General features: G+C 44.7%; 18 protein-coding genes and 1 rRNA gene. 15 read left to right on the forward strand and 4 right to left on the reverse strand.

Features of this window, described 5'->3' with window-relative positions; translation table 11 throughout:
* Positions 1-146 precede the first annotated feature (146 nt).
* The 3 genes from rrf (at position 147) to GCHA_RS20645 (ending at position 2,667) form a co-directional block, all read left to right on the forward strand.
* Positions 147-262: ribosomal RNA gene (rrf, locus tag GCHA_RS20635) — 5S ribosomal RNA — on the forward strand.
* Positions 263-906: 644 nt separating this feature from the next.
* On the forward strand, positions 907-1,851 hold the full coding sequence (locus GCHA_RS20640; RefSeq protein WP_007991834.1) for a DUF2785 domain-containing protein: 945 nt from the start codon (positions 907-909) through the stop codon (positions 1,849-1,851).
* 159 nt (positions 1,852-2,010) lie between these two features.
* Complete coding sequence (locus GCHA_RS20645; RefSeq protein ID WP_007991836.1) at positions 2,011-2,667, forward strand: nitroreductase family protein; 657 nt, start codon at positions 2,011-2,013, stop codon at positions 2,665-2,667.
* Between the two features lie 77 nt (positions 2,668-2,744).
* Here GCHA_RS20645 and hutG read toward each other — a convergent pair whose 3' ends face one another.
* Both hutG and hutI read right to left on the reverse strand, forming a co-directional pair.
* A complete protein-coding gene (gene hutG / locus GCHA_RS20650) occupies positions 2,745-3,707 on the reverse strand; it encodes a formimidoylglutamase (protein WP_007991838.1) in 963 nt (320 codons plus the stop codon).
* 1 nt (position 3,708) lies between these two features.
* Positions 3,709-4,932: an imidazolonepropionase gene (gene hutI / locus GCHA_RS20655; protein WP_007991840.1), complete on the reverse strand. Its 1,224-nt coding sequence runs from the start codon at positions 4,930-4,932 to the stop codon at positions 3,709-3,711.
* 100 nt (positions 4,933-5,032) lie between these two features.
* Here hutI and hutC point away from each other — a divergent pair, with 100 nt between their 5' ends.
* The 4 genes from hutC to GCHA_RS20675 all read left to right on the forward strand — a co-directional run bounded on the left by hutC (position 5,033) and on the right by GCHA_RS20675 (position 9,870).
* Positions 5,033-5,749, forward strand: coding sequence for a histidine utilization transcriptional repressor HutC (gene hutC, locus GCHA_RS20660; protein WP_007991842.1), 717 nt, complete (start codon positions 5,033-5,035; stop codon positions 5,747-5,749).
* Position 5,750: 1 nt separating this feature from the next.
* Positions 5,751-7,451, forward strand: coding sequence for a urocanate hydratase (hutU, locus tag GCHA_RS20665; RefSeq protein ID WP_007991843.1), 1,701 nt, complete (start codon positions 5,751-5,753; stop codon positions 7,449-7,451).
* 3 nt (positions 7,452-7,454) lie between these two features.
* A complete protein-coding gene (gene hutH, locus GCHA_RS20670) occupies positions 7,455-8,984 on the forward strand; it encodes a histidine ammonia-lyase (protein ID WP_007991844.1) in 1,530 nt (509 codons plus the stop codon).
* A 94-nt stretch (positions 8,985-9,078) separates the two neighbouring features.
* On the forward strand, positions 9,079-9,870 hold the full coding sequence (locus tag GCHA_RS20675) for a peptidylprolyl isomerase (protein ID WP_007991845.1): 792 nt from the start codon (positions 9,079-9,081) through the stop codon (positions 9,868-9,870).
* Positions 9,871-9,937: 67 nt separating this feature from the next.
* Here the strand turns inward: GCHA_RS20675 and typA are convergent, their stop codons facing one another.
* The gene (gene typA / locus GCHA_RS20680) at positions 9,938-11,773 is read right to left on the reverse strand and encodes a translational GTPase TypA (RefSeq protein ID WP_007991846.1); all 1,836 of its coding nucleotides are present in this window, start codon (positions 11,771-11,773) and stop codon (positions 9,938-9,940) included.
* A gap of 373 nt (positions 11,774-12,146) precedes the next feature.
* Here typA and glnA point away from each other — a divergent pair, with 373 nt between their 5' ends.
* The 4 genes from glnA to glnG all read left to right on the forward strand — a co-directional run bounded on the left by glnA (position 12,147) and on the right by glnG (position 17,121).
* On the forward strand, positions 12,147-13,556 hold the full coding sequence (glnA, locus tag GCHA_RS20685; protein WP_007991850.1) for a glutamate--ammonia ligase: 1,410 nt from the start codon (positions 12,147-12,149) through the stop codon (positions 13,554-13,556).
* Positions 13,557-14,033: 477 nt separating this feature from the next.
* Complete coding sequence (locus GCHA_RS20690) at positions 14,034-14,555, forward strand: DUF4124 domain-containing protein (protein WP_007991852.1); 522 nt, start codon at positions 14,034-14,036, stop codon at positions 14,553-14,555.
* An 83-nt stretch (positions 14,556-14,638) separates the two neighbouring features.
* The gene (gene glnL / locus GCHA_RS20695; protein ID WP_007991854.1) at positions 14,639-15,718 is read left to right on the forward strand and encodes a nitrogen regulation protein NR(II); all 1,080 of its coding nucleotides are present in this window, start codon (positions 14,639-14,641) and stop codon (positions 15,716-15,718) included.
* On the forward strand, positions 15,715-17,121 hold the full coding sequence (gene glnG, locus GCHA_RS20700; RefSeq protein ID WP_007991856.1) for a nitrogen regulation protein NR(I): 1,407 nt from the start codon (positions 15,715-15,717) through the stop codon (positions 17,119-17,121). The genes glnL and glnG overlap by 4 nt, the downstream gene beginning before the upstream one ends.
* Positions 17,122-17,220: 99 nt before the next feature.
* Here glnG and GCHA_RS20705 read toward each other — a convergent pair whose 3' ends face one another.
* Positions 17,221-18,360, reverse strand: coding sequence for an HD domain-containing phosphohydrolase (locus GCHA_RS20705; RefSeq protein WP_007991857.1), 1,140 nt, complete (start codon positions 18,358-18,360; stop codon positions 17,221-17,223).
* A 185-nt stretch (positions 18,361-18,545) separates the two neighbouring features.
* On the opposite strand from GCHA_RS20705, the gene GCHA_RS20710 reads away from it, so the two are divergent.
* The 4 genes from GCHA_RS20710 to GCHA_RS20725 all read left to right on the forward strand — a co-directional run bounded on the left by GCHA_RS20710 (position 18,546) and on the right by GCHA_RS20725 (position 25,439).
* On the forward strand, positions 18,546-19,265 hold the full coding sequence (locus tag GCHA_RS20710) for a 1-acylglycerol-3-phosphate O-acyltransferase (protein WP_039992881.1): 720 nt from the start codon (positions 18,546-18,548) through the stop codon (positions 19,263-19,265).
* Between the two features lie 32 nt (positions 19,266-19,297).
* Entirely contained in the window at positions 19,298-19,651 is a 354-nt protein-coding gene (rraB, locus tag GCHA_RS20715; RefSeq protein ID WP_007991859.1) for a ribonuclease E inhibitor RraB, read from the forward strand.
* 120 nt (positions 19,652-19,771) lie between these two features.
* Positions 19,772-20,524, forward strand: a complete 753-nt coding sequence (locus tag GCHA_RS20720; RefSeq protein WP_007991860.1) for a choice-of-anchor H family protein — start codon at positions 19,772-19,774, stop codon at positions 20,522-20,524.
* A gap of 412 nt (positions 20,525-20,936) precedes the next feature.
* Positions 20,937-25,439, forward strand: a complete 4,503-nt coding sequence (locus GCHA_RS20725) for an ExeM/NucH family extracellular endonuclease (protein ID WP_007991861.1) — start codon at positions 20,937-20,939, stop codon at positions 25,437-25,439.
* Positions 25,440-25,635 lie beyond the last annotated feature (196 nt).

A 25,635-nucleotide genomic window follows, 5' to 3' on the forward strand; every position in this document is an offset into this window, starting at 1 on the left:
GTTTGAGTGTTGTTTGTATGACAAGTATTGAATCAAGAGTAAGACTAAAGAAATTTAGCGATGATTACGGCCCGACCTTAACAGGAACGGCATCAGCTTTTACATATTGATTTATTAAGCTTAGGCTTGATAAATAACAGTTTATGTCTGGCGGCCATAGCGATGCGGCCCCACCTGATCCCATCTCGAACTCAGAAGTGAAACGCATTAGCGGCGATGGTAGTATGGGGTTTCCCCATGCGAGAGTAGCACACCGCCAGACTTCCATTTAGAATGAAGCCACCTTAATCGGGTGGCTTTTTTCGTTTCTGCGCTACAAAAAACAATCAAAGGCTATCTAAACAACAATGATAAGGTGGCTTCATCCTAAGCGCTGTCGCGCAACGCTACCCCCACATGAAGAAACCAAATCCATCGAGTGGCATTCAGCTCTAGCGCTTTGCATGAAATCTGAAGAACAACCCATCCGTGGTGTTGCGCACCAGCCACGCCATCCATGGCGTGTCGTTCAGACGGGCAAAGCTTCGCTTCGCAAAAGCCTCCGTCTTCACCCCCATGCGACAACTGCGCTGCGAGACAACGCGGTTGCCGGAAGACAACGGTAGACTGTCATTACACGAAAAGCCCTGACAAAAAAACGGTCAGGGCTTTTTCGTATATGCGCTTCGCGCAAAAGCAACTCGGCAACAAACCTTCAGGGTTGTACTAGTCACGGTATAAACACGTCCATGATGAAGGACTCCCCGCGACGGAGTGGCAGCCACGCCTTCCTTGGTGTGTAGTGCGGCTGGATGTTGCTGTGCAACTAAAGATACCATCCTTACCCAGAGTGCTGGTATACCCGGGGCTATGCTGGTTGGGTGTTTATGTTATTGTTTCATAACTTCCTTTTTAGAGAACTTCGTAATGCGTTACTTGTCGATTATTAACTTTGCTTTCAGCGCTTTTATCTTAACGATTATTAATCTTTCGTTCGTTGATTACGCTCAGAGCGAGGTTATTGATGAAAAACCATGTTTCTCTAATGGTTGGAGCAAAGCTAAATTCTTAGAGTTAAAGGATAACCATTTCTCTCTTAGCCGCTCCACAATACAAGAGCTACTTCCACAACTTCGTTACTGTTTGGCATCTAATGACCCTGTCATCCGCGATGAGGTCGCTTTTGGTGCTTATTCAACATGGTTACGCGCTGGTCTTATTGGTAAACCAGAACTATCATCGCTGTTTGAAACATTGCTTAGCGATATAGCGCAAAATAAAGACGATGAACATTCGGTTTTCGGGCCTTTTGTTGTGCTTGTTTTCTCTGAAGTATTACGAGTCGATCGTAAAGTCCCTTATTTACAGCCAGAACAGCGAACGGAAGCGGTTAATATATTGTCGTCCTACATATTGATGGCTAATGATTACAGAGGCTTTGACGAGCAGCTTGGCTGGCGTCACAGTGTTGCCCATGCTTCCGATGCTGTTCTGCAGCTGGTTCTCAATCCAAGGATCAGTCCACTGCAGTTACAACAGATGTTAAATGCTATTGCTCGACAAGTAAGAGCGAAGGAGGCTCATTTCTATATTTATTCAGAGCCTGAGCGTTTAGCTAGGCCTGTATATTATGCGATGCGTCGAGGTGATGTGCCAATCGCTTATTGGAAGCAATGGATTAACGATGTTGCCGCTCCTAGCCCGTTTAATCATTGGGCTGAGGTGTTTACTAGCCAGCAAGGTTTAGCGCAGCGGCATAATGTAAAATCATTTTTGCTTAATTTGCGTAATTTTATCAGCCTTGGTAAGAATAATGAGCAGTTGACTGAGCTTGATATGGCTGTTCAACATGCGCTCAAAACTATGATGTGAGGTAATTTATGCTGATATGATGAGTTTCATTCCAGCGTATTTGTATTGTCAAAGTAATCAATAAAGACTTTCAATATTTTGCCTAATTATCAGTGGAGCAAAAAGAGCATAAACTTCCGTCCATACTTTTAGATATCCTTATAAACAAGGCGGTAAACAATGTCTCATCAAATTATTAAAGATTTAAGCACGCGTTATACAGTTAAAAAATACGATACAGCTAAGCGTATTTCGGCAGAAGATATTGCCGTAATTAAAGAAGCTATTCGCTTATCAGCTTCGTCGATAAACTCACAACCGTGGAAGTTCATCCTAGTTGAAAGTGATGAAGGCAAGCAACGCCTACATGACACGTTTGCTAACAAGCATCAATTCAATCAGTTGCATGCCAAAGAGGCGTCGCATACTTTGTTGCTAGCTTATGATCCTAAATTTACTAAAGAAAAATTCTCTAAGCGAGTTGATGCTGAAGTAAGCTCAGGGCATTTGCCTGCCGAAATGCGTGATTCATTTATGGGTGCGTACGCATTCGCAGAAATGAACACAGATGAAAATGGTTACAATGGTAGCTGGACTAAGGCACAAGTGTATTTAGCTTTAGGTAATATCATGCATACGCTAGCACGCTTAGGTATCGCCTCTACACCAATGGAAGGGGTAGATCACGAGCTTATCGGAGAGAAGTTCCAACAGGAACTCGATGGTCACATATGTGAAGTTGCGTTGGCTATGGGTTATCAAAACGCTGAAGACGATTGGAACTATGGGTTGCCAAAAGCGCGCTTAGCAATTGAGGAAATTATTGAAGTGGTTTAACACATTAATCCTCATTCATTATAAAGAGCCGAGATTTATCTCGGCTTTTGCCGTTACATAGAAGCATGTAGACGCTTCTAAGAAAATCTCGCGTCAATGCTTTCGAAGACTAACCGTGCTGCGAGCCTAGCAGTACGCTGGTCGATGTCGTATTTCGGGTTTAACTCAGCGATATCCATAAGAGGCCATTGATAGCCAAGAATTGTCTGTTGAGAAGCTAACCAGCGAAGAGTTTCCAGTACAAACTTGATATTAATTCCTAGGCTACTCGGTGCACTTACCCCGGGGGCGATGTCGCTAGGGAACGCATCAAGGCAAATCGTGACATACAGCACATCTATTTCCCTTAACATGGGGAGAAGGAGCGATTGGGCACTTTCTAGGCAGCAATTCTCATCAAGTAAAAACTGTGTGTTACTTTGTAGGGCAAATTCAAATAGCGCGCGTGTGTTAGCCATTCTTGATACACCTAGACAAGCGTAATGAAACGCCGATGTGTTATCCGCGCAGTGCTGAAAAATCTGGCGAAATGGTGTGCCTGAACTTGCATTCGGCGCCGGTTTTCGTAAATCAAAGTGTGCATCAAAATTGATTATACCGATACGTTTCTGACCTGCGGTAGGCGCATCTGTATGGTTAAATGCCTGATGTAATCCCAAGTAACTGCCCCAAGCGATCTCGTGGCCGCCCCCAAGCCCAATTACGAACGCGCTCTGTTGTAATGAGTTTGCTACTTGTTGGGCGTATTCCTGTTGGCAATCCGCTAAACTGGATTGTGCGTTTATATCGCCTCGGTCGTGTAGATTCACATTATATTGGTACGGAAGATTTGCTAATACAGAGCGAATTTCTTTGGGGCCATTTTGGGCTCCCGCTCTGCCTTTGTTCTCTTTGACGCCAAGATCGCAAGCAAGGCCTAAAAGGTGACAATTGGGTAAATTGGGCTCTGAATTGGTGGAATTCATCACTTGATGCCATCTCAGGCCTTGTTTTCCATCCTCTTCGTCAGTTCTACCTTGCCATTTGAATTCACTCAACAATTCAACGCTCCTCACCATTTACCCATATACGAGATGGGCGAACTTGGTTAATCCCATAGCTCAATTCACACGGGTGTTGTATGTTCCACAACCCAAGATCTGCATCGAACCCAGTTACAATCTGACCTTTACGATTTAGCCCTAAGGCCTGAGCTGCATGACGAGTAACCCCTAATAAGGTTTCTTCTGGCGTCATACCGAATAACACGCAGCCCATGTTCATTATCGTTAATAAAGAGGCAATAGGGGAGCTACCGGGGTTAAGATCTGTCGCGATTGCCATCGGTACGTTGTGAGCCCGTAGCGCTGCAATTGGCGGCAACTGCGTTTCACGCAATGAATAGAATGCGCCAGGTAATACTACGGCAACAGTGTTGGATTTGGCCAGAGCAGGGATGTCCTCAGGTTGTAAATATTCTATGTGATCTACTGACAGCGCGTGATACTTGGCGGCAAGTTTGGCGCCCTTTAAATCAGATAATTGTTCTACGTGTGCCTTCACATTTAAGCCGTGGTCCTTGGCAGCAATGAATACTGTTTCACATTGAGCCGGTGTAAAGCCGATAGTCTCACAAAATACGTCTACGCTGGTTGCTAACCCTTGTTTTACTACCTCAGGCAACACTTGTTCACACACAAACTTAATGTATTCGTCAGGGGATTCACGATACTCTTTCGGCACGCTGTGCGCACCAAGATAAGTGGGCTCAATGTTTACGCTTAATGTCCTCTCTAAATCCTTAGCCACGTGTAGCATTCTCAGCTCAGTTTCTAGATCCAGACCGTAGCCTGATTTCACTTCAATTGTTGTTACGCCTTCTTCAATTAAGCGTGCTGCACGATTCTTGGCTAAATGTAGCAAGCTCTCATAAGAGGCTTGTCGAGTTGCATTCACCGTGCTTTGAATACCCCCACCTTGCTTGGCTATTTCTGAATACGACTTGCCTTGCTGGCGCATTTCAAACTCAGAGGCGCGGTTACCTGCGTAGACCAAATGCGTGTGGCAATCAATTAAGCCTGGTAATAACCACTGCCCTTGGCCATCGATAACATTAATCCCATCTGCGGATAAATGATTAGCGTTGTCAATTTTTTCGATGCGACCGGCATTAATATAAACCGACCCATTCTCTTTAATTCCATAAGGTACATTAGCAACGTTAGAAGACGCGCTCATCGTCGCTATGTTGACGTTGTTTATACAGAAACCTGCGGTCTTTCTCATGTTGCACCTCTCACATTGAATTTTTAGTTATCGTACTTGTATGCACTTGTATATACAAGCTGGTTGGGTTAAATTGCGAAAATCAAAACAGAGAGTCGTTATGCAACCTAGATACATTAAAATTAAATCAGCCATCATCGATAGCATAGAAGCGGGAAAGATGAAGCCAGGCGATAAAGTGGACTCAGAAAATCAATTGGCAGAAATATTCAAGGTGAGTCGTATGACGGCTAGGCGGGCCTTAACTGAATTGGTAGACGAAGGTGTGCTAGCGCGAAGCCAAGGGCTAGGAACGTTTGTAAATGATCATCGGCCGATGAGTTCCCTGCTCGAAATTCGTAGTATCGATGATGAAATTCTTCAGCGCGGTCACACCTACTCCAATCAGGTGCTAACTCAATTGAAAGTCAAGGCAACTAGTGAACAGGGAGCTTGGCTTGATGTTCCAACAGGAACTGAGTTATTTCACACCTGCATTGTGCATTATGAAAATGAGTTGCCTGTTCAGTTGGAAGACCGTTTAGTGAATCCACAATGGGCTCCTGATTATCTAACACAGGACTTTAGTCAAACTACCGCAAATCACTATTTAAATAGCGTGGCTCCACTAACTCAGGCGGACCATGCGATTGAAGCGATATTACCCACCCAATATGTTGCTAAGTCTTTGGCCATTGAGCCAAACCAGCCCTGCTTGCAGGTAAGTCGTCGTACATATTCAGCTAAAGGCATTGTGAGTTACGCTTTATTATTCCACCCCGGAAACCGTTATCGCATTGGTGGGCATCTCGATTTCTCTCACTCAATCAGGAGTTAATATGGATCGTATTGATAAGAACCGTACCATTCGCGCGCCAAGAGGGAGCGTGTTAAATACTAAAAGCTGGCAGACCGAAGCCGCACTACGTATGTTGATGAACAATCTCGATCCTGATGTAGCTGAGCATCCGCATGCACTTGTTGTTTACGGTGGGATTGGGCGTGCGGCCAGAGATTGGCCAAGCTACGACAAAATAGTTGAAGTCCTTAAACGTTTGAATAATGACGAAACCTTGTTGGTGCAAAGCGGCAAGCCGGTAGGCGTCTTTCCTACCCATGAAAATGCCCCTCGCGTGTTGATTGCCAACTCAAACCTTGTCCCTCATTGGGCAAATTGGGAGCATTTTAATGAGCTAGATAAAAAAGGTTTGATGATGTACGGGCAAATGACCGCGGGATCTTGGATTTACATCGGTTCACAAGGCATAGTGCAAGGCACGTACGAAACATTTGTAAGCATTGCAAAGGCACATTTTCACGGTAAAGCAGAAGGACGTTGGATACTTACCGCAGGACTAGGCGGGATGGGGGGAGCCCAGCCGTTGGCCGCTGTTATGGCAGGGTTTTCGATGTTAGCGGTTGAGGTGGATGAAAGCCGTATTGATTTTAGAATAAAGACAGGGTACCTGGATAAAAAGGCGACAACTTTGCCTCAAGCTTTGGCTTTGCTGGAAGAGGCCAAACGGAGTAATAAATCAGTGTCTGTTGGGTTACTCGCCAATGCCGCAGATGTTTTCCCTGAGCTTTTGGCTATGGGCGTGGTACCCGATGTAGTTACGGATCAAACCAGTGCTCATGACCCCTTAAATGGCTACTTGCCCAAAGGCTGGTCTCTTAAACAAGCCTCTGAAGTGCGAGCACAGGATGAAGCAAAAATAGTCAAAGCAGCGAAGCAATCAATGTCGGTACATGTACAGGCTATGCTCGGTCTACAGGCTGCAGGGTCAGCCACGTTAGATTATGGCAATAACATTCGCCAAATGGCTTTAGAAGAAGGGGTGAAGAACGCTTTCGACTTTCCTGGGTTTGTTCCTGCCTATATCCGGCCTCTATTTTGCCAAGGGATCGGGCCTTTTCGCTGGGTTGCGTTATCTGGCGACCCCGAAGATATTTATAAGACTGATGCCAAAGTTAAAGAGCTGATCCCAGACAATGCTCATTTACATCAATGGTTGGATATGGCCAAAGCAAAAATTCAATTCCAAGGGCTACCCGCGCGTATCTGCTGGGTAGGCTTAGGGGAGAGACAGAAACTTGGCCTGGCATTTAATGAAATGGTACGTCAAGGTGAGCTTAGTGCGCCCATCGTGATTGGGCGTGACCATTTAGACTCAGGCTCGGTAGCTTCACCGAATCGCGAAACAGAAGGGATGCTCGACGGCTCTGATGCAGTGTCAGATTGGCCTTTGCTCAATGCTATGCTCAATACCGCCGGTGGCGCTACTTGGGTGAGTTTGCACCATGGTGGAGGCGTTGGCATGGGATTTAGTCAGCACTCGGGCGTCGTCATACTCTGTGATGGCTCAGCTGAGGCCGACCAACGTATTGCGCGGGTATTGCATAACGACCCAGCAACAGGCGTGATGCGCCATGCAGATGCGGGCTATGATTTAGCCATACAGTGCGCCACCGGGCATAAACTCGATTTGCCTATGTTAGCGAATAGTACGGTTAGCAACACGACTAAGGGGCAGGGATAAACCATGACGACTAAATATACTCTTCATCCCGGTACGCTTTGCATTGAAACCTTACGTCAAGTACATCGCCGCCATGTACCCATAGTTTTGGCGCCTGAAAGCTTTGCGGCTATAAACATGGCAGAGCAAACTGTGCAAAATGTTATCACACAAGGACGTACAGTTTACGGTATCAATACCGGGTTTGGTTTGCTCGCTAACACAAAAATCGAAGTGGATGAATTGGAGCTATTGCAGCGCAGCATCGTACTATCACATGCGGCAGGTATTGGAGATTTTATGTCAGGTGCGGTAGTGAGGCTACTCATGCTGCTGAAGATTAATTCACTTGCCCGTGGCTTTTCTGGGATCCGCTTAAGTGTTATTGAAGCCTTAATTGCGCTGTATAATCATGAAGTTTATCCAGCCATACCAGAGAAAGGCTCGGTGGGCGCATCCGGCGATTTAGCCCCACTAGCGCATATGAGTGCAGTTCTTTTAGGGGAAGGTGAGGTTATTTACCAAGGCAATCGTATTTCGGCAGAAAAAGGGCTGATGATTGCTGGTTTGCAGCCAATTTCACTCGCACCTAAAGAAGGATTGGCGTTACTCAATGGTACTCAGGCTTCAACCGCGTTTGCCTTGCAAGGGTTGTTTTATGCTGAAAATGCACTGACTAGCTCCGTTGCAATAGGTGCGTTGTCAGTGGATGCAGCTCTTGGCTCTAGAGTGCCCTTTGATGAGCGCATTCATGTGGTGCGCGGCCATCAAGCACAGATTGACGTAGCATCCGGTTTTAGAGCCTTACTGCAAGAATCTGAAATAGGCCACTCTCATGGTGGTTGTGAAAAAGTACAAGACCCCTATTCATTACGCTGTCAGCCACAAGTGATGGGCGCCTGCTTGCAACAAATTCGATATGCCAAAGAGATACTCGTCACCGAGGCCAATGGCGTCTCGGACAATCCCTTAGTCTTTGCAGAATCAGATGACATATTATCTGGGGGGAATTTTCATGCCGAAACTGTCGCCATGGCCGCTGATATGCTTGCCATTGCGTTAGCCGAAATAGGCGCTCTGTCCGAGCGGCGTATGGCCCTGTTAATAGATTCTAATTTGAGCGGCTTGCCGCCATTTTTAGTGGATAATGGCGGGGTGAATTCTGGTTTTATGATAGCCCAAGTAACAAGCGCCGCCCTTGCCAGCGAAAACAAAACGTACGCCCATCCAGCATCAATCGACTCATTACAGACCTCGGCAAACCAGGAAGACCATGTGTCTATGGCGACGTTTGCTGGACGTCGATTACGAGATATTTTTGATAACGTTGCGGGTATTTTAGCCATTGAATGGTTGGCTGCTTGCCAAGGGATTGATTTTCGGTTCCCGCTTAAAACCAGCCAACGATTGCAGGATGTTCACGCGTTGCTGCGCAGTAAAGTGACTTTTTACGACAAAGATAGATATTTCTCACCTGATATTGAGCAAGCGAAGCAATTAATTACGCGCTCATTGTTGCAAGACTTGATAAAAGATGAGATTCAACTGCCGTGAGAACGTTCCGCTGAAAAGATTACAAATTGTTAAGAATCCGAGGTCGTATTTAAATTAATCTATTTACCTGGTTAATCAATGAAACGATCTGGGAATGATGTTAAAACTAAAACACACTGCAATGGCAATTGGTATCAGCTGCTTAACAATATCTGTTTCACATGCGACAGAAGTACAAATTCGCACTGTGCTGGGCGATGTGAATATTAATCTGTTCGATAATACGACACCGCAAACCGTTGAAAACTTTTTAAGTTACGTAAACTCAGGGGCTTATGCCAATAATGTAGTGCACCGCTCGGAGCCCGGGTTTGTCATACAAGCCGGTGGTTTTCAATATAACGCTGCATTTCCACTGGATTCGGTACCAACAGGCAGCGCAGTTGAAAATGAACCTGAATTGTCAAACCGTCGTGGCACAATCGCTATGGCGAAGTTAAGTGGTAACCCTGATAGTGCCACATCACAATGGTTTATTAATCTTAGTGACAACAGTGCAAACTTGGATGTTCAAAACGGTGGCTTCACCGTTTTTGGTCAAGTGTTAGGTGATGGTATGGATATTATTGACCAGATTGCGGCCCTGAACAGATTTGATCTAGGCGGTGCAGCGAATGCCACTCCACTGCGTAACTACTCTCAAGCAGATTTAGCGGCGGGCGTGGATGTAACAGATGAACATCTCGTGATTATTACTGATGTTGTGGTAACAGATGCCGCCACAGTCACACACGCTGAATTGAATCCGCCAGCTAACACAATGATTAATCAAGACAACAGCGGAGGTGGGAGTTCAGAAAGCTCTGGCGGCAGTGTGGGGCTATTTGGGCTATTAGGCTTGGCAGTGCTGCGTTTTACCCGTAATTGGTATAAGTTATTTTTTTAGAAATATATTGTGCAAAGCAAAAAAAACGGCTCATATGAGCCGTTTCTTATTAGATTGTTAAGACTGCTTAGTCTTTAGAGCGACCTGCACGCTTACGATCGTTTTCCGTCAATAACTTCTTACGGATACGAATACTCTTAGGCGTCACTTCAACTAGCTCGTCGTTATCGATGAATTCCAACGCTTGCTCAAGTGAAAGCAATACAGGTGGAACCAAAGATTGTGCTTCATCTGTACCAGATGCACGAACGTTGGTTAACTGCTTGCCTTTAAGGGCGTTAACAGTAAGGTCGTTGTCACGGCTGTGGATACCAATCACCATGCCTTCGTATACTTCAACACCGTGACCGATAAATAAACGGCCGCGCTCTTGCAAGTTAAACAAAGCGTTAGTTAGGGCTTTACCCGTTGCGTTAGCAATCAATACACCGTTTTTACGCTGACCGATGTTACCGCCTTTATGAGGACCGTAGTGATCAAACGTATGGTACATTAAGCCAGAACCAGACGTCATGGTCATGAAATCAGTTTGGAAACCAATCAAGCCACGGCTAGGAATGATGAAGTCCATACGAATACGGCCTTTACCATCTGGAGACATGTTAGTTAGTTCGCCTTTACGCAAACCAATCTGCTCCATGATTGAACCTTGATGATCTTCTTGAACATCGATAGTCACTGTTTCAAACGGTTCTTCTAATTTACCGTCAACTTCACGCAAAATTACTTCTGGGCGTGATACAGCAAGCTCGTAACCTTCACGGCGCATGTTTTCAATCAATATACCCAAGTGTAATTCACCACGTCCAGATACACGGAATTTGTCCGGATCAGGAGTCTCGTCAACACGTAGTGCAACGTTGTGAATAAGCTCATCTTGTAAACGCTCTAGGATGTTACGTGAAGTAACGTACTTACCTTCTTTACCACAAAATGGTGAGGTGTTTACTTGGAACGTCATGGTTACGGTAGGCTCATCAACTGATAGTGCTGGTAGCGCTTCAACTGCGTTCTGGTCACAGATAGTGTCAGAAATCTTAAGCTCGCCTAAACCTGTAACAGCAATAATGTCACCGGCATTGGCCACATCAACTTCCATGCGATCTAAGCCCATGTAACCAAGTACTTGGCCCATTTTGCCGTTACGTTTTTTGCCATCAGCACCAACGATTGTTACCGCTTGGTTAGTTTTTACTGAACCGCGTGTAACACGACCAACACCGATAACACCTACATATGAGTTGTAATCAAGTTGAGAAATTTGCATTTGGAAAGGACCATCAATGTCCGCATCCGGCGCATTTACATGCTTAACAATCGTTTCGAACAACGGTGTCATGTCTTCACTAGGTTGGTCAGCGTCATTTGAAGCCCAACCATTAAGTGCAGATGCGTAAACGACTTGGAAATCAAGTTGGTCGTCTGTGGCGCCCAAGTTGTCGAACAAATCAAACACTTGATCGATAACCCAATCAGGGCGTGCACCAGGCTTATCGATTTTATTGATAACAACAATTGGCTTTAAGCCTTGAGCAAACGCTTTTTGTGTTACGAAACGCGTTTGCGGCATAGGGCCTTCTTGCGCATCAACTAACAACAATACAGAGTCAGCCATTGACATAACACGCTCTACTTCACCACCGAAATCGGCGTGTCCAGGGGTGTCTACTATGTTAATGCGGTAGTCATTCCAACGGATCGCAGTGTTCTTAGCAAGTATGGTAATACCGCGTTCTTTTTCGATATCGTTAGAATCCATAACCCGTTCTTCAGCAGCGCCTCTGCTCTCAAGCGTACCGGACTGTTGTAAAAGTTTGTCAACTAAGGTGGTTTTACCGTGGTCAACGTGGGCAATAATTGCTATGTTCCTCAAGTTGTCAGTCGAGGTTTGCGATGCGCTCATGATATTTTCTCTAGTATGGGTGGATTTAACCACCATTAACGGAATTTATAGGGCGCGGATTGTACAGTTATAATGTGCATTTTGCGAACACCATTTAGTTTTTATGCGGATTTAACTTTTTGAAATTGTATTTGCACTATTAAGTGACATCAGAAAGTGAGCAGAAATACAAACCCTATCATTTGCACGCTATTGGTGCGTTAATGATCTCGATTGGTGCATTGGTGCTGGGCGCAACAAGCCGTGTCCACTTGAAAAGCCCAAATAGCAGCGATTTTTCCAATTTTACGATTGGCACGATTATCGCTTCGAACATTGCTAAGTTAACCAATATCAACGTTATTTTACATTACCGTTTACTCTGGAGGACGAAATGTCAGTAGAAAAGGCTTTACAGTTTATTAAAGAAAACGAAGCTAAATTTGTAGATTTGCGCTTTACGGACACTAAAGGTAAAGAGCAGCATATCTCAATTCCATCTCATCAAGTTGATGAAGACTTCTTTGAAGAAGGAAAGATGTTTGACGGTTCGTCAATTGCTGGTTGGAAAGGCATTAACGAATCTGACATGGTATTGATGCCAGATACAGAAACATTGGTAGTAGACCCTTTCGCTGAAGAAACTCAAGTTAATATCCGTTGTGACATTCTTGAGCCAAACACAATGCAAGGTTACGATCGTGACCCACGCTCTGTAGCAAACCGTGCTGAAGAATACCTTAAATCAACCGGTATTGGTGACAAAGTATTGTTTGGTCCTGAGCCAGAGTTCTTCTTATTCGACGACGTTCGTTTCCACACAGATATGGCTGGTTCTTTCTTCAAAATTGACTCTTCTGAAGCCAAGTGGAACTCAGGTGCTGAGTTTGAAGAAGGCAATATGGCCCACCGTCCAGGTGTGAAAGGCGGTTACTTCCCAGTACCTCCAGTTGATTCATCACACGATACCCGTGCCGCTATGTGTATGGTAATGGAAGAGATGGGTTTAACTGTAGAAGCACATCACCATGAAGTGGCGACTGCTGGTCAAAACGAAATTGCATGTCTTTTTAACACACTTGTTAAGAAAGCCGATGAAATCCAAATTTATAAGTATGTAGTGCACAATGTTGCTCATGCATACGGTCAAACAGCGACCTTTATGCCTAAGCCACTTGTTGGCGACAACGGTTCAGGTATGCATTGTCACCAATCAATTTCTAAAGATGGCAAAAACATCTTCGCTGGTGATAAATATGCTGGTATGTCTGAAGAAGCCTTGTTCTACATTGGCGGTATTATCAAGCATGCTCGTGCGATCAATGCATTTGCTAACGCTTCAACTAACTCGTACAAGCGTCTAGTTCCTGGTTTCGAAGCGCCAGTAATGCTTGCTTACTCAGCGCGTAACCGTTCTGCTTCTATTCGTATTCCACATGTGAACAGCGAAAAAGCACGTCGTATCGAAGTACGTTTCCCTGATCCAACTGCTAACCCTTACCTAGCATTCTCAGCTATGTTGATGGCTGGCCTTGATGGAATCAAAAACAAGATTCACCCTGGCGATGCTATGGACAAAGATCTATATGATCTACCTCCTGAAGAAGCGGCAGAAATCCCAACGGTTGCGACTTCTCTAGAAGAAGCACTTGCTGCACTTGATGGTGACCGTGAATTCTTGACTGCTGGTGGCGTAATGAGTGACGACATGATTGACGCGTACATCGCTCTTAAATCACAAGAGGTTGAACTATTAAATACATCAGTTCATCCTGTTGAATTTGATATGTACTACAGCGTATAAGCTACGCTTGTATGCGGTAGTTAAACTGCTTTAGTACATTAAAAAGCCTGCTTTGTGCAGGCTTTTTTTATGGCCATCAAAAAATGAATTGTGTTGAATAGGCAATTGATTTCCCGGAAACAAATTAACGTCTGACTGAGGATTGGTATAAACTGGGCAAGTGTCTATTATACCAATCCGTATTAATAAGTGACCGCCTCAGAATGCGTCCAGCGGTTTTTGATTAAGGCGTCGCTATGTAGTAATGGTTGTTCCCTTTCAAATAGTGAGAACGCAGAGCAAAAGCCGCTGGGGCATTCCTTGCAGGCGAGTTTTAAAAGGGCTTACACTGCTTTGCATGACTTCGAAAGAGAACAACTATTCATTCAGTCATGCGCCTTGTTTAAGCCCTTTTAAACTCTCGCTGAGTGATCACTTATTAACGTGGAATGGTATTAGTCGTTGTATTTATATAATGTTAGGTTAACGGTGTTCCCTATGAAGTCAATTATCATTGGAGTTTTACTGTGTACGTGCGCTTTGCTGGTCTTGGCGAATGACAAGGTATATAAAGTTACTACTGCAGATGGCCGCGTCATTTATACAGATAAACCTTCGGGGCATGCTGTTCCGGTGCCACTGCCTGCTGGCTCTATTGTGAAGACAAAAGGAGTTACCCAAACACCTGTTTTGGTCACACCTAACGCTAACAAACCCCGCAAAGAAATTAACCTAAAACTGCAGATAGTCTCCCCTAAACCCGAGCAAACCATTCGCGATAACAATGGCCACGTGAGTATTCACGCAAGCATTGACCCACAAGTTCAAGGCGAATACACACTGCACTTAAATGATCAGCGTATTTCCCAAAATAGCGGCGTATTTAAACTAAAACAGTTAGATCGCGGCGCGTACACCTTCTATATCGAATTTGCCCTCAAGTCGGGCAAGATACTTGCATCTACCCCTAAGCAAACCTTTTATTTGCACCAAGCATCAGCGTTGAATCGCCCTAACTAAGAACATCTAGTTGACCAGGTGGGCAGGATGCGCTGAAATAAATCTTTAAGCACCAAAATGGTGCGCTTGAATGTGTTGTTGATATGCCGTTTAAAATGAAAACAGACACTTTACTGGATAACTTGTCCACTGCAGTTATCTTGCTGGACGAAAAATTGGTTATCGTTGAAGCGAACCATGCAGCGCAAGCAATGTTTGAGCGCAGCTTAAATCTATTATTAGACTGTCCAATCAAGCAATTCATTGCTGATGCGAGTTTAGACTTCGTCCGCTTTACCCAGGGAATGCAGCATGGCGAAGGATATTCAGACGGCGATGTACAAATTAGTTTTACCGATGGACGCCACACGCATGCCGATGTCACCGTTACATGCCTGCATACCGCTGACGGCGTCACCTTGTTACTTGAAATGCGCTTAATCGAACAGCAGAAGAAAATCAGTCAAGAAACACAGCAGTGGGCTCAACAACAAGCTGCTCGTGAATTGATACGTGGGCTTGCTCACGAAATCAAGAATCCTTTAGGGGGGATTCGCGGTGCGGCGCAGTTGCTTGAGAAAGAACTGCCTTCAGCAGACCTGCAAGAATTTACGACCATGATCATCGAGCAATCTGACCGCTTACGCAATTTAGTCGATCGCCTGTTAGGGCCTAATTCTCGTCCTAATTTTCAAAATCACAATGTGCACCGAGTATTAGAGAAGGTTATCACGCTAGTACAGCTTGATCTTAGTCACGATATTGTGATCGAACGTGATTATGATCCGAGTATTCCTGAAAGCATCCTAGATCAGGATATGGTGCAGCAAGCTGTATTAAATATTATGCGCAATAGCGTTCAGGCACTCATGCACAGTGGACAGAGCGATGGAAAAATCAATGTAGTCACTCGTATTGAGCGGCAGGTGACGGTGCATGGCGAGCGGCACCCGCTCGTGATGAGAATTAGTTTAGTCGATAACGGTCCCGGTATCCCTAGCGAATTAAAAGACACTTTGTTCTACCCCATGGTGACAGGTAAGAAAGAGGGAACGGGGCTAGGTTTATCAATCGCTCAAACACTAATAGATCACCATAAAGGCAAGATCGACGTTGAAAGTTGGTCAGGTCACACAGAATTCACTTTATATATTCCTATTAACAGGAAGGAACTTAATTCATGAGCACAGAACCGGTTTGGATAGTTGATGACGATAGTTCTATTCGTTGGGTTTTACAAAAAGCACTGCAAGCGGCCAGTATACCCTGTTTCAGCTTCGAGAATCCTGAAGATTTATTATTGCAATTGCAGACTGATCAACCCCCTGAGGTGATCGTGTCAGATATTCGCATGCCGCAAATGGACGGCATGGCGTTACTTGAAGAAGTGCATAAGCGCTATCCGAATATTCCTGTGATTATCATGACTGCTCATTCTGATTTAGACAGTGCGGTAAATGCGTATCAAAGCGGTGCGTTTGAATATCTGCCTAAACCTTTTGATATAGAAGAAGCGGTCGGGCTCGTGCGCAGAGCGTTAACACACGTACGTGAGCAAGCTAAAAGTAACCAGAGACCTATTTTAGCAACCGCCACTGAGATCATCGGCGAAGCGCCAGCAATGCAAGAAGTGTTTAGGGCGGTAGGACGCTTATCACGCTCTAGTATTAGTGTGTTAATTAATGGTCAATCAGGCACGGGTAAAGAACTTGTCGCTCAAGCATTACATCGCCATAGTCCCCGAGCAAAGCAGACATTTATCGCATTAAACATGGCGGCTATCCCCGCTGATTTAATTGAATCTGAATTATTCGGTCATGAAAAAGGTGCCTTTACAGGCGCTCAAAATGCTCGACAAGGTCGGTTCGAGCAAGCTGATGGTGGCACTTTATTCCTTGATGAAATCGGTGATATGCCGCTGGACGTGCAAACTCGCTTATTGCGTGTTCTTGCTGACGGTCAGTTTTACCGCGTAGGTGGTCACAATCCAGTGACTGTGGACGTACGTATTATTGCCGCAACCCACCAGAACTTAGAACAAAGAGTAGCGGATGGTAAATTTAGGGAAGATTTATTTCACCGTTTGAACGTTATTCGTATCCATATTCCTCGGTTAACCGAGCGCAGAGAAGATGTTCCTTTGTTAGCGGCTCACTTTTTGCAAAAAGCTGGCGCTGAATTAGGGGTTGAAGTGAAAAGCTTGAGTAAAGAAACCAAGAAGATTTTAATGCAGTTGCCTTGGCCTGGAAACGTGCGACAACTAGAAAATGTCTGTCGTTGGTTAACGGTTATGGCCAGTGGCCAAGAAGTATTACCCCATGATTTACCGCCTGAAATTCACGAACTTCCACTGAGTAAAGACTGTGAAGAAGCGTCGGGTGATTGGCAAACTATACTTGCTTCTTGGGCTGACGAGCAGCTCCAATCGGGGCGTAATAATATTTTAGACGAAGCAATGTTGGTATTTGAACGCGTTTTGCTAGAGCGCGCGCTCTTTCATACACATGGGCATAAGCAAGACGCTGCAAAAAGACTGGGGTGGGGACGCAATACACTGACGCGTAAGCTCAAAGAACTGAACATGTAAGGGATACGGTTCGGTGTTATCGCGACGCTATTTCGACGCTGATTCGACAGTATTATGACATTGACACCGAACTGGCCAATAAAAGCGCCTTACTGGCGCTTACTTGGTTAGTAATACCGCCATCGCGCGGTTAAACATACCTAACCATTTAGGGCAAAACTGACCATCTTTAATACGATTTATTTCTATGACTGCGCGTTTTTTAGGGTGCACAGCTTGCGCAGTGTGTGCACGCGTATGGGTAATGGCGTTGAACGTGTCTAAGATCCCCAGTAACTTTGCTCCATCGCAAATATCGACTTCTTTTAACCCGAGAGGGTAACCACTGCCATCCATTCGCTCATGGTGCTGCATTACAATTTTGCGCGCCTCATTCCAGTGATCTAAATGCTCCAATAAACGAGCACTTTTATATACATGAGAGCGCATTAAATTGAATTCAGCTTCTGTCATTCGGCCATTTTTATGGAGTATCTCTATTGGCATAAACGCCATGCCAAAATCATGCATGTAACAGGCTACCGCGAGTTGATCTTCATCAATGGGCATGCCAGCGACTTTATTTACATAGGCCGCTAATTTTGCAATACGGTCACCGCGACCTAGCCAATACGAAGAGCGTTTTTCTATCGGTTTCATTAACTCTCGGAAAAACAAAATGTCGCCCCGTTTTTGCTCCGTTAAGTGTTTAGGAATACCTGTAGTGGCGAGATTTGATGGAGGCGGACGGTGATTTTCCGCACTTTCAGTATTGGCAAAAGCACGTACGTCCAAACTTGGATCTAATAGGAGTACGGCTTCTGATAATATTTTTTCATGTTCAGCCCCATTCGTCGGGCTAATTTTTGAAATCTGCAAAATTAGCAAGTTAAACAGACTTGCGTCGTATTCTGCTTTGCCATTTTGAATGCAGCTCTCAACAAATATTTTGACCCTGTCCATGCTTAACAGCACAAGATCGCTCATGTTGCTGGTGTACTCTATTTGTCCTTTGCGAAGATAATCTAGAAGGTCTTCTACATGCTGTAAAAGCGGGATCATAGGCGTGAAATTAACCAAGCCTAAATCACCTTTTATAGTGTGAATCGAGCGAAATAAAGCACGTTGAAGCTCTTTATCGGTTGGTTTTATTTCTAGCTCTATTAGGGTTTGTTCACTGGCTTCATAGAGTTCGTTAATTTCTTCGAGTAAGTCTGTAAGGATGTCATCATCCAAGTCTTCATGAGTAAACTGTTGCATGTATACTGACGCCCTAACCCTGGTATGTTTACGATACTATTTTTATTGGTATCGGCTGGCCAATAATAATAATGAGATTTTTAACTTAAAATCAACGTTATAACGCTTCAATTACTTACTGATCAGACATCCTACTGGTAAAATATAGGTATAATCAGCGGCCATTTTTAATGATAGGAATACCCGTGTTAGCTTTGCTTCGGATTGTCAGTATTTTCTTTTACTTCCTTTTTATCAACCTGTTACTGGTGTTAATTTGTGTTTTTCGTCCCTTCCATAGAGATAACGTGTACCTAGCAGGCAAGTTGTATAGTTCTACGTGTTGGTTGTTAGGACTTAAAATTGATTTACGTATCGCCCCAGAAGCTCAACGAAACGGCCCCTATGTATTTATAGCGAACCATCAAAATAGTTTCGATATTTTTACTATTTGCGCTGCGGCCTTAAAGGGCACTGTGACCGTTGGAAAGAAGAGCCTAAAGTGGATCCCAATTTTTGGTCAGGTGTATTGGTTGTCGGGTAATATCATGATCGATAGAAAGAACTCAGGTAGAGCGTTAGATACGTTAAAAAACACCGTGAGAAAAATGCAAAAGCGCAAGTTATCGGTTTGGTTTTTTCCGGAAGGAACAAGAAGCTACGGTCGAGGGCTATTGCCTTTTAAGTCCGGTGCGATACGGATCGCTAAATTAGCCAAACGACCGGTGGTGATTGTAGCGGCAAGTAACTTAGAGAATAAAATAAAACTCAACCGTTGGGACAATGGAACCCTGATCATCGACGTCGGTAAGCCATATGATTTAAGTGGTGAGCGCACGACTAAAGAATGGACTGAACATTTTCATGCGCTGATGGCGGAAAAAATAGCACAATTAGACAGTGAAGTTGCCGCAGGCAACAGATAAACTAGCGTCTAAAGTTGAATACAGGACATCACATGAGTACAGACGAACAAGCAGAATGGTTTGAGTTTAACCAAGAGACCGTAGAAGCCCTAATTGAAGACGGTAGTGACAGTACTAAACCACACACAATTGAATATCACTTTGCGGGTGATAACTTTGATGTTCTGGAAAAAGCCGCGGTAGACGCTTTCAAAGCGGGTTTTGAAGTGGGGGATGCAGAAGAGTTAATGCTTGATGATGGGGGCACTATTTTCTGCTTTGACGCGGTTGTTGAGCGTTTGCTGGACGTAGAGTTAATTAACGCTGATACCGTTAAGTTGTTAGCGATTGCACAAAAGCAAAAAGTCCACTTTGACGGTTGGGGCACGTACTTTATTGAGTCGTAGGAGTATTTGGAGCAGTAAAATACCATGCTAATCAAGCAGGTTAATCCTCAGTAAGCTTTTCTTCAGCGTTTGTTCATGGTGAAAAACCGACACTCCCTACATCAATTTAGGGAGTGCATCATGAAAATATCAATTATTCACAGTGTCATATTTAGTGCAATATTCTGCGTTTCAGCACAGGCTAACGAATCAGCTTGGTCAGCTAAGTCCACCGACGCTCAGGGTGGGAATACCTTTTCATCGTCTACAAAATCCTCTTTGGCCGCAAATAGCAATGTACCTGAAGGGCCCAGTATAGCGGCTAAAACGACCCCACAATCACAGGCAGCTAAACGGGTTAACGTTCGCCCTGCACAGCGGGATGTAAATTACGATTATTGGGTGTATGACGCCTATGTCACATTGCATACAGACAGCGACTATGACGGATATTATCACCATTTTAGTGTGGATTTTGACGTGGACTCAATCTATGCCAATAGTGAAGTGTATGCGAGGCTTTACCTTGGTGTGAACGAAGAGTTTCGTGAGTATCACACCACATCAGACTTTTATATTGGCGGCGATAGCACACAAGATCAAATCACCGTTGAAACTGAACTTCTTAGTGGGTTTTATCCGGATGACTATGAAGTATTGATTGAAATTTACGATGCTTACTCAAATGAACTGGTTGCTGTGTATGACGGCTACAGCGATGCTGATTTATACCTATTGAGTATCGAAAGCCAAGATAAAGAAGTGATTTATGTTGAACCTGATGTTGTGGTGATCGAGGCCAGTGGTGGCAGCGCGGCATGGTTAGCTTTATTGTTGTTGCCTATTCTACTGGTGCGCCTAGCTAATACCAATTCCTTTAGACTGCGACCTTAAGTTAAACGTATTTGCGCTGAATATCTGTGAATGAAACTGCTTGAATCGCGTGACATAAACATCGCCATTAAGCAGTTCATTTTCTAATTTTAAAGCCTATAAAATAATACCCACTCCTCTCGCTTTGCTGCATCACAGCGGCCTTTGTTGTGCATTATTCTTTCAAAATAGCAGTAGTAAATTAATACCAACTTATTGATTGGTAAAGAAAGGTGCCGAAAACTAATTAATTGCTGACTATTTGGTCAAGTGTGCTGGAATATTGAACAGTCCTATGACAGTATCGAAATGAGGTGCTGTTCGATAAAGGTCTCTTTATCGTCATATAGATGTCATAGAAATAGAAGAACATTGCGGCCCTATAAAATTATAAAAAGCCGGATTACTGGCGATAATATTCTCAGGAGAAACTATGAAATTAAAATATCCAGCACTGCTGGCGCTTTTAAGCGCCTCCGCAGCGCAAGCAGGGGAGCTTGTTATAACGGGGGTCTTTGATGGCCCATTAACGGGAGGCGTACCTAAGGGCATCGAATTATTCGTAACTCAAGATATTGCCGACTTAAGCACATGCGGCGTGGGGTCAGCCAATAATGGTGGAGGCTCAGACAATCAAGAATTCACTTTCCCCGCTGGCGCAGCAACGGCAGGCACTTATATTTACCTCGCGTCTGAATCGCCTCAATTTAACGCTTTTTTCGGTTTTGAACCGACGTACACCGATAGTGCAGCCAACATCAATGGTGATGATGCCATAGAGCTTTTCTGTGATGGCGTTGTGGTTGATGTTTTTGGTGATATCAACGTCGATGGTAGTGGTCAGCCATGGGAATACATGGATGGCTGGGCATATCGTAATGCTGACACTGGGCCTGACGGTAGCACCTTTGCAATAGGCAACTGGACATTCAGCGGTGCCAATGCACTTGATGGAGATGGCAGCAATGCAGCATCAACTACTCCCTTTCCTCTTAAGTCATTTGCTGAAGAAGTAGATGGTGGCGACACAGGCGGAGGCTCTGGTGGCGAGACCGATCCTGCTAGTCCTTGCTTTAACTGCCCTGAGTTAGAGCCTATTGCCGATGCGAGTACTTTTGACAGTGAAAGTTACTACGCCGCTGTAACCGCTGAAGTGAATGCAAACTCATCTGCGGCTACTATTAAAAACGCCATTACAAATACCATCTCTCAAGGGCATAAGAACTTGTCTTATGCTGAGGTGTGGACCGCACTGACTCATACAGATGAAGATCCTAATAACACTGATAACGTTATTCTTTGGTACAAAGGTACATCAATTGCCAAATCAAGTAATGGCAGTGGCACACAGAACAGTGATCCTGATAACTGGAACCGTGAACACAGTTGGGCGAAAAGCCACGGCTTCCCAAATGAATCTCAAGAAGCATACACAGATATTCATCATTTACGTCCCACAGATATTTCGGTTAACTCATCGCGTGGCAACTTAGATTTTGACAATAGTGATAACGCACTAGCTGAAGCACCTAGTAATCGCGTAGATGGTGATTCTTTTGAACCGCGTGATGCCGTTAAAGGCGATGTCGCTCGAATGATGTTCTACATGGACACTCGTTACGAAGGCTTAGGTGACTCTACTCCAGATCTTGTATTGGTGGATCGTTTGACCGCAACGGGCGATGCAGAGTTGGGGCGTTTATGTCGCTTGGTCGAGTGGCACTACGCAGATCCGGTAGATGCTGCAGAGCAATTGCGTAACGATACTATTTATGAGTATCAGGGCAACCGTAACCCTTACATTGATCACCCTGAATGGGTCGATACTTTATATCAAACGCCAGCGTGTGATTCCGATGATGGAGACACAGGTGGCGATACCGGCGGTGACAGCGGCGGCTCGGCCACTGCAGGTGATATTGTCATCTCTGGTGTGATTGATGGGCCTTTGTCTGGTGGCACACCGAAAGCGATTGAGTTCTTTGTACGTAACGATATTGCTGATTTAAGCACATGTGGTTTTGGCTCTGCTAATAACGGCGGTGGCTCTGACGGCCAAGAATATACGTTCTCTGGCTCTGCAGCTGCAGGTGATTTTATTTATATCGCCTCTGAAGGCAGTAATTTCGATGCTTATTTTGGATTCTCTCCAACGGATACTGCTGGCGCTGCCTCAATAAACGGTGATGATGCCATTGAGTTATTCTGTGACGGAGAAGTCGTTGACGTATTTGGTGATATCAATACAGACGGCACCGGTGAGCCATGGGACCATGTCGATGGTTGGGCATATCGCGTTGCTAGTACAGGACCTGACGGCTCAACCTTTACGCTTAGCAATTGGGTATTCAGTGGTGCTAATGCACTAGATGGGGAAGCAACAAATGCCACTGCGGCTAGTCAATTTCCAATCGGTTCATACACCAGTAAAGAAGTCCTTTTAATATCTGGCGTATTTGACGGCCCTCTATCGGGCGGAACGCCAAAAGCGATTGAATTCTATGCGGTAACCGACATACAAGATTTAAGCGTATTTGGTTTTGGTTCTGCAAATAATGGTGGTGGAACAGACGGTCAAGAGTATGCGTTTTCTGGCTCTGCCTCTGCCGGTGAATATTTCTATGTTGCCACAGAAAAGCCAGGTTTTAATGCTTACTTTGGTTTTGATCCAACATTCACTTCAGGTGCGGCGGGTATTAATGGTGATGACGCCATTGAATTGTTCCATGACGGTGAAGTGGTTGACGTGTTCGGAGATATCAATGTCGACGGCACTGGCCAGCCTTGGGACTACTTAGATGGTTGGGCTTATCGAGTGGCTGATTCAGGCCCAGATGGCAGTACGTTTGTGTTGGCTAACTGGACGTTCAGCGGCATTAATGTACTTGATGGCTCAAGCGATAATGCTACTGTGGCTACTCCTTTCCCTCTCGGCAGCTTTGATGGCAGCGGAAATAACGGCGGTGGTGACAATGGCGGTGATGAAACACCTCTACTAGGTATGTGTGCAGAACCAGCTACCTTGATTAGCGCAATCCAAGGTACAACGGATGTTTCGCCAGTTGTGGGTGAAACCCATATCATTGAAGGCGTCGTAACTGCTAGCTTCCCAAATCTTAGTGGCTACTTTGTACAAGAAGAAGATGGCGATCAAGATGGTGACAGTGCCACATCAGAAGGTATTTTTGTTTACAGCCCATCACTCGCGCTACCTGAAGTAGGAAGCCTAGTACGCGTGTTAGGTGACGTTGCTGAAGCATTTAACAAGACCCAGCTTGTTGTGGCTGAGATTAACCCAGCTTGTGGTACTGGCGCTGTAACTGCTACTCCACTGACTTTGCCGTTTGATTCTGTTGACGCAATGGAAGCACTAGAAGGCATGTTAGTGTCCAGCTCTAGTGATTTGACGGTAACTGATACCTTTAGTTTAGGCCGCTATGGCGAAGTATTGTTGTCTAATGGTCGTCGATTTGTTCCGACTAACCTCTTTGCAGCTGGCAGCCCAGAAGCAGTTGCTTTAGCAGCCGAAAATGAGCTTAATCAGATCACATTAGATGACGGCGTTAACGGTCAAAATCCAGAAGTTGTGGTTTATCCTGCTGGTGGTCTATCGGCCAGTAATCCACTTCGTAGTGGGGATACGGTCGCTGCTCTAACTGGCGTAATGGACTTTAGCTTTAGCCTGTATCGTATCATTCCTGTTGAACAACCTACTATTGTTGCCAGCAATCCAAGAACGGATGCGCCTGATCTTGATTTGGGTAACCTAAAAGTAGCAAGTTTGAATGTGTTGAACTATTTCAATACTTTGGATGTTAGCCCTAATCTGTGCGGCCCTTCTAACTTAGAATGCCGAGGTGCAGACAGTGAGGAAGAGTTTGAACGCCAGCGCGCTAAAACACTAGCTGCTTTACTGGCAATGGATGCTGACATTGTAGGTTTGATGGAAGTCGAAAATAACGGTTTTGGTACAAGTAGCGCAGTGGGTGATTTGGTTTCCGGTTTAAACGATGTACTAGGGGCAAATACCTACGCTGTCGTTGACGCAGGCAGTGCTATTGGAACTGATGCGATAACCGTTGCATTGATTTACAAGCCAGCGGTTGTTTCAGCCATCGGCGCTCCGGCCATTTTAGATAGCAGTAATTCTATATCTGATGATGATGGTCCATTATTCTTAGACACTAAGAATCGCCCTGCGCTAAATCAAAAATTTGCCTTGACCGAGAACAATGAAGAACTGGTCATCAGTGTAAACCACTTCAAATCGAAAGGTTCTAGCTGTGGTGCTGGAGACGATGACACTACCACAGGTCAAGGAAACTGTAATCTTACTCGCACACGTGCGGCGCAAGCACTAACCACTTTCTTGAGTGAGCAGTTTGCTGAAACACCAAAATTGATTATTGGTGACTTGAATGCTTATGCGCTGGAAGAGCCTATCCTTAAAATTTTGGAGCAGGGCTATACCAACCTCGCAAACAAATTTGGTGGTGATGAAGCGTACTCTTACTCGTTTGGTGGTGAATTTGGCTACCTTGATCACGCACTTGCCAGTGCTGAATTAGTAGACAAAGTTGTTGATACTACCGAGTGGCATATTAATGCTGATGAGCCCATCGTGTTCGATTATAACGTTGAGTTTAAGTCTGAGCAGCAGCAGATTGATTACTACGCACCTGACGCCTATCGCATGTCGGATCATGATCCCGTTGTTATCTCGTTACTACTTGAGTCTGAAGTACAAGTAGTAGAGGGTGACTACGACGGTGATGGTGATGTGGATAAATTTGATATCCAAGCACTGAATGCAGATATTCGTAGCGGTGCAGCATCTGATATGGCTTTCGACTTTAATGGAGACGGCAAGTTGACTATTCGAGACGTTTTATTGATGTATCGAAAATGTACTCGTTCACGGTGTGCTGCTAATTAAGTAGTTAGATATTGAAGGAAGTTACATAACTCCTTGAGAGTTATATGCTTCGATTTAAAGGCGCTCAATTGAGCGCCTTTTTTATGTCTGAAACATTATCAGTGAATTTTTATCAATCCAGATACCTTTTCGCTAATAGAAGCTACAGGTCCTTGTTCGTTTACTGCGCATATTTTGCGTTTTTTTGGTGCAATTC

Origin of the sequence: Paraglaciecola chathamensis S18K6, from assembly GCA_000314955.1 — a bacterium.
Taxonomy (GTDB): domain Bacteria; phylum Pseudomonadota; class Gammaproteobacteria; order Enterobacterales; family Alteromonadaceae; genus Paraglaciecola; species Paraglaciecola chathamensis.